Below are 10,915 nucleotides of genomic sequence, written 5' to 3' on the forward strand. Positions count from 1 at the left end.
GGGTCCCACAGGTCGACGAGTTGCTCCTCCGGGTCCGGGAGGGTGATGTCTTCGTCCGGTGCGAGCAGGCGCTGGACGTCGGTGACGATGCGCGGAAGCAGGCGGAACAGGCGCAGTCCGTCGCGGAAGCCGCAGCGGGCGTCGGCTTTGGTGCCGCCCTAAACACCCCTTATACCGGACTCCTCCCCACGCCCGTGGGGGTCACCCGGCGCTCATCATGAGCGTGGTCGTCACCGCCCCCTCCTCCCCACGCACGTGGGAGTCAGCTGGAGACGTGGGTCTGCTTTGCCAAGACCCACCTCTCCTGCTCTCGCAAGCGGGGGTCAGCCGACCCGCGACCAGCAGATCGCCCTACTCAACAACTCCTCCCCACGCCCATGGGGTCAGCCGCCGGTCTGGGCAAGGCGGAGTGCCGCACCCTCCTCCCCACACAAGCAGCGGCACCACGCTCGACCACCTGCGCGACGCCGCCTCCGACCAGGCCCGCCGCCGCTGGCCCAATCACACGCCCGGCCGGCGCACCCGCCTGAACGGCTACTGCTGAACCATCGGAAGGGAGTTTGAGTCGGGCCGCCTGCCGCAGCTCAACAGCGAGGCCAGCACCAGGCGGTTCTGCCCGACCGATCCGAGGCCCATCATTGGACCGAGCCTGGAGAGCACGAAGATGCAGGCCCACACCAGGCCACAGCTGGCAGCGAACCAGATGCCCCAGCGTTGCCGCTGAACGGCTGCATCGCCGGCATTGACCCAGGAGTGCACGGTCATGCGCAGGCGTCGGTGAAGCAGTCGCAGGGTGGTCACGGCCCCAGTCTGCCTAGGTCGATCGGCCGCCGAGGGAACTTCCCCGGATCTCCCCCGGTCGGGGGCAACACGGCCGCCGTCGGGCGCACCGTCGTCGGCACCGAAGCCCTCGCGGCCGGACAGGTCCTGCCAGCCGGCAGCAGCATCGTCGTGCAGCGCGGCGACCTGCTGCTGGGCTACACCACTGCAGGACCTCCGACTCGACGCCACCGGGGTCCAGCGCCGCGGTGCCGCCCTCGCTCACGGGTGCGAGCGGTGGCAGATCGGCCCATGCGCGGGCTGCGGCACGCCGATCCGCCGCTGCGGCGACGGCGGGGTCCACGCCTGCGAGGAGTGCCGGGCGAAAGCCATCCGACGGTGACTCACGGGCGATTGCAACGCCCGCGCCGGGCATGCGAGGGCTGACCGTAGGATTTGAGTACTTGTACGGATGCGGAGCACATTTTGCCTGTCTAGTGTCCTGCAGGGTCGGGCTCAGGCATTCGTTTTCGGGGAGGGGAACCCACGTGGCTGACAACACCACGGGCAAGGTCGTGATCAAGCCTGCGGATCTACGGGCGTCCGCGGGCATAGCGAAGACGCTGGGGGAGGAGTTCGGCGCACCCGTCCAGAACGCGGTGAACACCAGCGCCACCGCCTCCGGACAGTTGACCGGCTGGTCGGTCGCGGGCGGACTCGCGCAGTTGGGCACCGGCTGGTCCAAGCCGCTCGGCGATCTGCAGCAACGCCTCGCGTGTACCGCGACCAACCTGGACGCCAACGCGGCCGCCCACGAGCACAACGACCAGGCCGTCGCCGGCGCCTGGGCGGTCGTACCGCAGGGCGCCAAGTGACCGGCCTCTACGAGCTTCTGGTCAAGTTCGACCCGCACGGGCTGCACGATGCCGCAAAGGCCTGGACGGCCTTGGGGCACACGGCCGAGAGCACCGGGCGGCGGCATCGCAGCCAGGTCCAGGGTCCGCTGGCCGGCAACTGGGAGGGCGACGACGCCAAGGCCGCGCTCCCGTATCTGGCGAAGACGGAACAGCACCTGAACGTCGTCAAGATGGAAGCCGACACCGCGGCCCTGGTGCTGAACACCGTCGCCGACCGGATGTACCAGGCGCAGACCAACCTCACCAACGCGGTCAAGCGCGCCGCGGACGCCGGCCTGAACGTGTCCGCCGAAGGTGTCGTCAGCCTCCCACCCGAGGGCAAAGGGGAGCACAACGACCCGGAGGCGCAGAAGGCGCGCCAACAACTCGGCGCGGAGATGAAGGGGTTCCAGGACCGGATCAACGCCGCGCTGAAGGACGCCCAGACGGCGAGTGACCAGGGCAACACCGCCTTGGGCCGGCTCAGTGCGGGTGCCCTTGACCCGAACAAGGCCAACGGCGCGCTCGCCGGGGCCAAGAACGCGGCCGCAGCCGCGATGCAGGACCTCGGACTCGTCGACCCCTACATCCCGGACGGCACCGACCCGGAGAAGTCCGCCGCGTGGTGGAAGGGACTGACCCCCGAACAGCAGGACGCCTACCTGGCCCTGCACCCCGACAGGATCGGCAAGCTCGACGGGCTTCCCACGACCGTCCGGGACGAGGCCAACCGCCTCGTCCTGGACGAGAAACTGGACGCCTACCGAACCGGCAGGCCCGGCGACTTCGGCATCGACGAAGACGAGTACAAGTCGCGGGTCGCGGCTCTGGAGGAGATCAAGAAGAAGCTGACGGCGTCCGACGGAAACCCCGAGAAGCACCAGATGTTCCTGCTCGGTATCGATCCGGAGGCGCACAACGGCCGGGCCATCGTCTCGACCGGCAACCCCGACAAGGCTCAGCACGCAGCGGTCTTCGTACCTGGCACAGGGACCGTGTTCGCCGGCGTCCCGGGGCAGATGGACCACATCCGTCGTCTCCAGAAGTCCGCAGAGGACAAAGCCGGCGACGAGAGTGTCGCCGTCGTCTCGTGGCTCGGCTACGAGACACCGAACTGGACGGACGGCTCGGTAGCCGAAGGCGACCGCGGGGACGCTGGGGCACCGCTGCTGCGCAACTTCACCAAGGGCCTGCGCGTCGCCGAGGGCGAGAACGGCACCTGTTCGCACCTGACCTTGATGGGGCACAGCTACGGCAGCTACGTCGTCGGGGTGGCCGCACGCGACGACGGCGGGGCGAACGCCAACGACATCCTCGCGCTCGGCAGCCCCGGCATGGGAGTGGAGGGTTCTTGGCAGCTCAACGTCGACCCGAAGCACGTCTGGGTCGGCACAGCAAAGGACGACTTCATCCAGACCTTCACCGACACCGTTCTCGGCAACGGTCCCCAGTACAGGGACTTCGACGCCCAACGCATCCAGATCGACACCAGCGGACACGGCGGCTACTGGGACAGCGGGCCCGGGGGCGCAAGCGAGAGCCTCCAGAATCAGGGGCGAATCATTGCGGGCCGACCGCCGACACTTGCCCCTCCATACCCGCGCTGACCCCCCTATACAGCCAGTCCAACCGACCGCCGACCGCCGAATCAGGACCACCATGACTGCCAGCGCGTCCCACACCCCCAGGCGGATCATCGCCACCGCGCTCCTGCTCGCCGCGCTCGGCGGATGCGCCTCCGCCCATCCCGCCGACAGAAACGACACACCACCCGTGAAATCCAAGGCCGACGCCCAGACCTGGGCACAGCAGATCACCGAGCACATGGCCCGGACCGCCGGAATCGAGACCGATCCCACGACCATCGACGCGCTCTTCACCCCGTGTACCGGCAGGAACGGGGAGACCGCCGCCGATGACCGATACATCCTGATGTACAGCGTGAAGAGTTCGGTACCGCGTGCTCAGCATCCTGAAGTGGTCAGGAAGGTCCGCGACATGCTGGTCGGCGAGGGCCTGACGGTGAAGGGCTACCGCGAGGCCGTGGACGGCAAGACGGACGCACTCGTCGACGCCTTCCACCCCAACAGCAGATACTCCGCCACGGCGGAGACCTCGGGCAGCGGAGATCGCATGTACCTCGGCATCACCACGCCCTGCCTGCTCCCACCGTCCGAGGGGCCTTCCCCTACGTCCTGAGAATGGGCGTCAGGACGGCGGCCGGAGATTGAATGCAATCAGCACGCCTGGGCCGTCCGCATCGAGCAGTTCGCTCGGCTCAGTCTGTGCATCGTGGCTGGGCTACGTGGACCCGCTGGTCGCGCTCGCCCGGCAGACCCCGTTCGGGATCAGCATCTACCTCAAGCGGCCGGCCTGACCCCGCAGCCGAGGATCCGGCAGCCCTGTCGGCAATCCCGGCGCCCACGTTTATGCAGGTCAGCAGACCGGTTCTTCACCTACAAGGGTGAGCGGCCCCGCTGCGGCCCCGCTCCGGAATCTCCGGCGACGACTGGCCGGAACCCGGGGAGGCGTTCAAGCTCACCAACGGCTCCGTGCGATCAACGGCGGTAGCCACGACGAACAGGAAGCGTGATGCAGAGCAGTGCGAAGAACATCCATGTTGTGCTCAGGATCGTGGACACCATGGTCTCCTACCGGCAGGCGCACGGCGGCCTACCTGCCGACACGGACAGTCTTGAGGATATGGCCGTGGCGATCGTCGAGGACTTGGAGCGCGACGACTTCCGCATCGTGGACGTCCTGAGCGGCCGTCGGGGTTCCGCATAGGAGAAGTGCGGTCGTGGACGCGGTTTGCCTGCCCGTGTGTCCGGTACGGGTGGGGAGCCGGGACGGCCGGGCCCGGATCCGTGGTGGGTCCGGGCCCGGCCGTCGTGCCGGGGTGGGGCAGGCGAGCCGGGGACCTGCGCTGGCCCGGTGGTCTCGCTGCCAGTGGTCAGCGGCTGCCGGTCAGGGCGATGAAGGGGGCGATTCGCGGAAGCTGGGTGTTCATGGTCCCGATGGCGACCTGCGACGCGTTCGTGTAGGTGCGGTGATCGACGGTTACGGAGGGTGCGGCGTTGCCGGCCAGGCTCCGGTGGGTCAGCCGTGAAAGGTCGGACCAGTTCAGTTCGAGCTCCAGGCCGAAGTTGCCGATGTGCGAGGCGCGGTTGGGGTCGGTCGAGTCGCCACCGTAGGCGATGGACTGGTCGATCCGGCGCTCGATCCACCCGAACCGGGCGGCCTCGGCGGTCATGCCGATGACGAGGGCCAGGGGAGTACGCAGCCTTTGCGGGCCCAGTCGCTCGGCGTCGCCCAGCATGTTGACCGAATCGATGATGTAGTCAGGCGTGTAAGGAGCGTCCGCCCTGCTCCCCTGCGGGTCGAGGGAAGGGTAGTTGCCGCGGTAGCCGAGGTCCTGGAAGAGCGGGGTGGTGTTCATGTCGTGGCCGGCGCGGTACAGCTCGGCCAGGGACTGGCGCAGGACAGGGCTGGTGGTACGCGGGTTCGGGCTGCTGTCCTGGAACTGGTAGTGGTGACCGTGGGAGGTGAATCCCACGAGGTAGAGGTTGGCGGCGTTGAAGTACAGCGCCACGTGGCTCTGGGCGGGGCTGCCGTTCTGGTTGGTCCAGACCCGGACTTCGATGATCCGGTCCCTCGCGCCGCTCTGCCGGGTGTCCATCAGGTCACGGTCGTTGGTGCTGCCCATCTGCTGGCCCACTGCCTCGCGGAACGTGCGGATGAAGTTGTTGTACATGTTCCTGCGGGTCCAGGCCCGTGTGTTGCCGAAGGTCATGTTGTCGGCGTCCCCGTACGTTTCGAGGTGCCAGTCGATCGCGGTCCAGGGGGAGTTGGGCGCCGGCTGTGCGTGGGCCGTGGTGGCGCCGCTGGTGGACACCAGGGTGCAGGTCGCGAGGAGGGCGAGGAGCAGGGCGCCCAGGCGCCTGCCGGCGCGGCGGAGGGCGGATATCGGGTGGTGCATCGGTGGATCTTCCCCGGGGGTCTTCGGCGCGGTGGGCACGCATGGGCGTGGGAGTCGCGCGGACGGGCGGTGACGGGCGGCTCGAAGAGGCAGGCGGTGAGCAGGCCCCTTGTCCGTTCCTCGATCCAACTCGGCCGGGTGCGGGCGGACCATGCAATTTCGCCCGCAAAAGTACGTACCGCATACTTTTGCGGGTTGGGTTCGGCGTTCGGCGGGGCCACGGTGAGCACAGGAAGACCAACATCATGGCCTCGTCCGCATCGGGCGTACGTTCCTGCGGCGCGTTGCTGCACGGTCTGCGCCGCCGGGCCGGCCTCAGCCAGGAGGACCTGGCGCATGCAGCAGGGGTGAGTGTGCGCACCCTGTCCTACCTGGAGCAGGGCCGCTCACGGGGGCCGCAGCGCCGCACCGTGCAGGCCCTGGCGAAGGCCCTGGGCCTGGATGCTGCCGGCGCGCGGGAGCTGGAGGAGGCCGCGCGCCTGGGCCGTCCCCGCCCGGGACGCGCGGTGGACGCCCCGCCGCCCGCCGCCGCACCGCACGCCGTCGCGGCGGCCGTCGCCGCTCCCGATCTGCTGCCGCGCGCACCACGCGGCTTCCACGGCCGGGCCCCCGAACTCGCCGCCCTGACCCGGGCAACAGCGGGCGAGGCGCCGGCCTGCCTGGTCGTCGGGCCCGCCGGCGTCGGGAAGACCGCCCTCGTGCTGCACTGGGCCCGCCACGACCCGGCCGGACTCACCGACGGGCGCCTCTACGCCGACCTACGCGGCTTCAGCGACACGGGCGAGCCGGCCGCCGTCGAGGTGCTGTGCGAGTTCCTGCTCGCCCTCGGCGTGCCCCGTGAGCGGATACCGGAGTCGCAGAACGGCGCGGCCGCACTGTTCCGGTCGCTGGCCGCCGACCGCCAGTTCCTCGTCGTCCTCGACAACGCGCGCGACTCCGAACAGGTCAGGCCGCTCCTGCCCGGCGGTGACCGCTGCGTCACCGTCGTCACCAGCAGGCATCGCCTCCACGGACTGATCGTCACCGACACCGCCCGGCCCCTCGCCGTGGACGTCCTCGCACCCCAGGACGCCACCGCGCTCCTGGCCATGACCCTCGGCGCCGACCGGGTCGACGCCGAGCCGGACGCCGCGCTCCGGCTGGCCGAGCTCTGCGGCGGACTACCGCTGGCCCTGCGGGTGGTGGCCGCCCGCCTGGCCGGGCGGGCCGACCGGACCCTGGCCGCGATGGCCGCCGAACTGTCCGACCACACACGCCGCCTGAGCCTGCTCGACCTGGAGGACACCGGCGTCCGCGCCGCACTGCACCTGACACTGCGACAGCTCCCCGAGCATGTCTCCCGCCTCTTCGCCCACCTCGGCCGCCACCCTGGCACCCACGTCGACCGCTACGCGGCAGCCGCCCTGGCCGCCACCGACCCCGCCACCGCCGACGCCGCCCTGGAGCGCCTGGCCTCCGCGCACCTGCTCACCGAGACCGCGCCCGGCCGGTGGCAGATGCACGACCTCGTGCGGCTCTACGCCCGCGGCCTGGACGCCCACCCCGACACCCTCACGCGGGTGCTCGACCACTACATCGCCACCGCCACCGGCGCCGTCGCGGCGGCCGAGCCCGGCAACGAGGACTGCTTCTCACTCCCCGCTGGCTTCCTGCCGCCCGCCGCCGTACGGGAGTTCCGAGACCGGGCCGCCGCCGTGGCCTGGTACGCCACCGAGCGCCACGACCTCACCCTGGCGGCCACCGCGGCGCACACCGCCCACCTGTACGACAGGACCTGGCGCATCGTCATGACGATGTGGCCGTTGATCGTGTGGCGCGTCCACGACGGCTGGGTCCCGCTCCTGGAGACCGCTCTCGCGGCCGCCCGGGCCGACGCCGACCAGCACGGCGAGGCACGGGTGCTCAACGTCCTCGGCTGGGTCCTGACCGAGGAAGGGCGCACCCCGCAGGCACTCGTCCACCTGGAGGCGGCCACCGCACTCGCCGCCCGGGCCGGTGACGCGATGGCCGAAGCCAACGCCCTGATCGTGCTGGCCATGGCCCAGGCCTCCCTCGGCAACCTGAGCGACGCCGCGCAGGGCTGCGAGCGCGCGGTCGAGCTCGCGTGCACGGCCGGCGACCGGACCATCGAGAAACTGGCCCTGCAGCACCTCGCCCGGCACCTTGCCGACGCCGGAAACTGGCACCAGGCCCTCGCCACCGCGACCCAGGCCCTGGCCATCGACCACCGCTCGTATACCGCCGACGGCCCCCGCATCATGCTGCTCATGATCAAGGGGGAGGCACTGCTGGCACTCGGCAACCAGGCCGAAGGCGTCAAGCAGCTCGACCAGGCAGCCCGGGAAGCGGAGTCCGCCGGCTACGAGGACGGCGCCGTACGGGCGCTCGGCGCCCTCCTGCGGGCAACACCCGACACGGAAGTCCAAGCACGGTACGACGCGGCACACGCACGGCTCACGACCCCGGGCTGAACCACAGTCGTGCCCCCGGGGTACCCATGAAGCCGCCGCACCCCGGCACGGGCGAACCATGAAGGCGTCCGCGGGCTACTGAGCCGGAGGAGGGTGCGCGGTGAGGTCGGCCGGTGCACCGCCTTGGGCATTCCGGTCCTCTTAGATGGGAAGGTCCCAGGTGGGGCCGGCCTCGGTGCCGATCCACACGCGCTGGCCGTCTCCGTCGATCGTGATGCCGAAGCCCTCCTGGTGGGGGGCGCCGTGCTGCTGCCATGTCTGGACGGCGGACTCGACCTGGTCCCACAGGCGCAGGGGGCCGCGCTGGGTGACGGTCCATCCGCCGTCGGGGTTCGGTGCGGTGCGGGCGTGGGAGCCGGTGGCGAAGTCGACCAGGATCTGCTGGTCGCCGGCGCCGATGATCTCGGCGGAGGGCGCGGCGAGCTGGGCGACCCACTTGCCGGTCCAGTCGCCCAGGATCGCCGGGTCGATCCGGCTGGGGCGGGTGTCGCCGGAGAGCAGGGTGATGGGCTGGCGCGGTGGCCGGTCGTGCGGACGGGCGACCATGAAGCTGACGTAGCCGGGCAGGAAGCGGCCGCTGGCGCTGCCGGGGCCGGTGACGGTGAGGAGTGCGAGGCCGAAGGCGAAGGACCACCCGGTGATGGTGGTGAGGATCTTCCCGCCGGGCCTGACCTGGTGCAGCCACGGGAGGGGGAGGTGGCGGATCGAGCAGGTGGCGATCAGCCGGTCGTACGGTGCCCTGTCGGCGTGTCCGGCGAGGCCGTCGCCGATGACGAGGGTGGGCGAGTACCCGGCGGCCTTGAGGGCCTGCGCGGCGCGGGCCCCGACCTGCGGGTCGACCTCGACGCTCACGAGGTTGTCGTCGCCGAGGCGGTGGGCGCCGAGGGCGGTGGAGTAGCCGGTGCCGGTGCCGATCTCCAGGACCCGGTGGCCGGCCTCGACGTCGAGCCGCTGCCACATCCCCAGCACGAGGGAGGGCAGGGTGGAGGAAGACGAGGGGGCGCCGACCACCGGCTCCAAGGCGTCCGGGGGACTCAGGTGGTTGTCGAGCTGGGTGACCAGCGTCTGGTCGCGGTAGATCCCCTCCAGCCGGCCGGAGGCACCGTTCAGGACCGGTCGGTAGGCCGTGGGCGCGCTGCCCGGCACGGGCAGGAAGTACTCGGGGACGAACAGCTCGCGCGGTACGGCGGCCGCGGCCGCGCGCCAGGCCGGGTCGGTGAGGGCGCCGTCGCCGGTGAGCTGATCGACGAGGGCGGCGCGCAGTTCGGCGGGGGTGCTCACGGGGTGGTGCCCTTCTGGAGTCGGTCGGCCAGGGCCTCGGCGATCGGGTCGGTGATCGGCGGCGGGAACCACGCCCACTGCCCGTTCGGATTGCATTCGAGGAACGCCCAGCAGCCGTCGTGGTCGACGGCGAAGTCCAAGGCGCCGAAGACCAGGCCGAAGCTGGCGAGGTAGCGGCCCACGGCGGCGGCGACGTCGTCGGGCACCCCGATCCGGGTGTAGGTCACGAGCTCCTGGCGGCGGCGCCAGTCGAGGTCGGGGCTGTCGATCCGCACCGCGAACAGCCGCTCGCCAACCGCGGTGAGGCGCACGTCGTACGCCTTGTCCACCTTGGCCTGGAACAGGTGCGGGCAGGCCGCGACCGCGTCGGTGATCTCCTCCGGCCGCACCTCGGACACCCACACCTGCGCGGCACGACCGTCGTCGCCCGTGTAGGGGCTGTTCCACAACGGCTTGTAGACCGCGCCGCCGGGCCGCGCCGCGCAGAACGCGCGGGCCTTGTCCGGGTCGGTCGTGATGACCGTGGCCGGCACCGCGAGGCCCGATCGCAGCGCGGTGTCGAGCTGGGCCGGCTTGTGCTCGGCCTCGCGCACCCTCCAGGGGTGGTTCACGTACTGGGCGCCGGGCAGCGCCGCGAGGATGCCGCCCACCCCCCAGTAGGCCTGGGAACGGGCGAACTCGGCATCCTGTCTCTCCATCCCCTCTGGGGCCTCGTAGGCGGAGGGACGGCGGTACCAGACGGAGCGCACGCAGCTGAGGTCGAGGCTGCGGCTGGCGGTGGTGAGGGTGCCGCGCTGGCCGTCCGTCTCGTAGCGGGTGGTCAGCGCGGCACCCCGGTGGAGATCGACCCCCGGATCCGTACGGACGACCGGCACTCCCCGCCCGGCCAGGATGCGCAGCACCACGTCCGCCGTGACGTCGTTGGCACTGGTCAGCACCAGCACGGCCGGCCGGTCTCCGGCCATCAGGGGGTGCCCTGGTCCTGGTCGTTGGAGGTGATGCTGTCGGAATCAGTGGGTGCGGCATTGCCTCCACTGTTCCCGTCGCCGCCGCCCTGACCGGTGCTGGTCGGCGTGTTGGAGTCGGTGCTGGTTCCGTGCGCGCCCATCTCGGCCGGCCGGCCCTCATGGTCGAAGTAGACGGCGACCTGGGTCTGCGGGTCGATCACGGCGGTCAGGCCGAGAACGGGTGCGGTGTCGGGGAAGGGCCTCATGCGGGTGGTGCCCCACGGCGGTTCGGGCGATCGGCTCGTCACGCTGTACCTCCCTTACGGGCTGCCGGCGGCACGGCCGGCAGCACAAGCAGGCTTCCACACTCGGTAGTTGAGAGAATACATACCGTGGGATGCTTGTCACTCGCCAGAGGGCCCCACCGACGTACGAGGGCACCTGTGCACGGGAGCTTCGCGGTTCGGTCGTGCTCGACCAGAAGGGCTCCGTACCGGGCCCGGGGGGGGGGGGGGGGCGGGGGGCGGGGGGGGCGGACGCGAGAGGAGCGGGAGGGGCCGGGAGGGGATACCCCGGCGGTCG

Annotated in this window: 10 protein-coding genes and 1 pseudogene; 5 read left to right on the forward strand and 6 right to left on the reverse strand. The window is 71.0% G+C overall.

Annotated features, from left to right (window positions below; all coding sequences use genetic code 11):
* Positions 1–149, reverse strand: a pseudogene (locus ACFWXO_RS43645) (type I-E CRISPR-associated endonuclease Cas1); the annotation flags it as partial.
* 385 nt (positions 150–534) lie between these two features.
* A complete protein-coding gene (locus ACFWXO_RS43650; RefSeq protein WP_380532398.1) occupies positions 535–801 on the reverse strand; it encodes a hypothetical protein in 267 nt (88 codons plus the stop codon).
* Between the two features lie 506 nt (positions 802–1,307).
* On the opposite strand from ACFWXO_RS43650, the gene ACFWXO_RS43655 reads away from it, so the two are divergent.
* The 4 genes from ACFWXO_RS43655 to ACFWXO_RS43670 all read left to right on the forward strand — a co-directional run bounded on the left by ACFWXO_RS43655 (position 1,308) and on the right by ACFWXO_RS43670 (position 4,442).
* Positions 1,308–1,634: a hypothetical protein gene (locus ACFWXO_RS43655; protein WP_380532401.1), complete on the forward strand. Its 327-nt coding sequence runs from the start codon at positions 1,308–1,310 to the stop codon at positions 1,632–1,634.
* The gene (locus ACFWXO_RS43660; RefSeq protein ID WP_380532404.1) at positions 1,631–3,262 is read left to right on the forward strand and encodes an alpha/beta hydrolase; all 1,632 of its coding nucleotides are present in this window, start codon (positions 1,631–1,633) and stop codon (positions 3,260–3,262) included. The genes ACFWXO_RS43655 and ACFWXO_RS43660 overlap by 4 nt, the downstream gene beginning before the upstream one ends.
* Before the next feature lie 52 nt (positions 3,263–3,314).
* A complete protein-coding gene (locus tag ACFWXO_RS43665; RefSeq protein WP_380532407.1) occupies positions 3,315–3,854 on the forward strand; it encodes a hypothetical protein in 540 nt (179 codons plus the stop codon).
* Positions 3,855–4,277: 423 nt separating this feature from the next.
* The gene (locus ACFWXO_RS43670; RefSeq protein ID WP_380532410.1) at positions 4,278–4,442 is read left to right on the forward strand and encodes a hypothetical protein; all 165 of its coding nucleotides are present in this window, start codon (positions 4,278–4,280) and stop codon (positions 4,440–4,442) included.
* 166 nt (positions 4,443–4,608) lie between these two features.
* On the opposite strand, the gene ACFWXO_RS43675 is transcribed toward ACFWXO_RS43670, so the two are convergent.
* Positions 4,609–5,634, reverse strand: coding sequence for a ribosome-inactivating family protein (locus ACFWXO_RS43675; RefSeq protein ID WP_380532413.1), 1,026 nt, complete (start codon positions 5,632–5,634; stop codon positions 4,609–4,611).
* 245 nt (positions 5,635–5,879) lie between these two features.
* On the opposite strand from ACFWXO_RS43675, the gene ACFWXO_RS43680 reads away from it, so the two are divergent.
* Entirely contained in the window at positions 5,880–8,105 is a 2,226-nt protein-coding gene (locus ACFWXO_RS43680) for a helix-turn-helix domain-containing protein (RefSeq protein ID WP_380532417.1), read from the forward strand.
* Between the two features lie 141 nt (positions 8,106–8,246).
* Here the strand turns inward: ACFWXO_RS43680 and tgmC are convergent, their stop codons facing one another.
* From tgmC to tgmA, 3 genes are read right to left on the reverse strand one after another with little or no spacing between them, the layout of a single operon-like run.
* The gene (tgmC, locus tag ACFWXO_RS43685) at positions 8,247–9,386 is read right to left on the reverse strand and encodes an ATP-grasp peptide maturase system methyltransferase (RefSeq protein WP_380532420.1); all 1,140 of its coding nucleotides are present in this window, start codon (positions 9,384–9,386) and stop codon (positions 8,247–8,249) included.
* Entirely contained in the window at positions 9,383–10,351 is a 969-nt protein-coding gene (tgmB, locus tag ACFWXO_RS43690) for an ATP-grasp ribosomal peptide maturase (protein WP_380532423.1), read from the reverse strand. Before tgmB ends, tgmC begins: the two co-directional genes overlap by 4 nt.
* Positions 10,351–10,641, reverse strand: coding sequence for a putative ATP-grasp-modified RiPP (tgmA, locus tag ACFWXO_RS43695; protein ID WP_380532426.1), 291 nt, complete (start codon positions 10,639–10,641; stop codon positions 10,351–10,353). The genes tgmB and tgmA overlap by 1 nt, the downstream gene beginning before the upstream one ends.
* Between the last annotated feature and the right edge of the window lie 274 nt (positions 10,642–10,915).

Source organism: Kitasatospora sp. NPDC059088 (genome assembly GCF_042738155.1).
In the GTDB taxonomy this organism is placed as follows: domain Bacteria; phylum Actinomycetota; class Actinomycetes; order Streptomycetales; family Streptomycetaceae; genus Kitasatospora.

What these genes read in the sequence shown, in the direction of transcription:
- tgmB (WP_380532423.1), bottom strand. Translation starts at nt 10,351, where the DNA reads ATGGCCGGAGACCGGCCGGCCGTGCTGGTGCTGACCAGTGCCAACGAC.
- ACFWXO_RS43680 (WP_380532417.1), top strand. Translation starts at nt 5,880, where the DNA reads ATGGCCTCGTCCGCATCGGGCGTACGTTCCTGCGGCGCGTTGCTGCAC.
- ACFWXO_RS43675 (WP_380532413.1), bottom strand. Translation starts at nt 5,634, where the DNA reads ATGCACCACCCGATATCCGCCCTCCGCCGCGCCGGCAGGCGCCTGGGC.
- ACFWXO_RS43665 (WP_380532407.1), top strand. Translation starts at nt 3,315, where the DNA reads ATGACTGCCAGCGCGTCCCACACCCCCAGGCGGATCATCGCCACCGCG.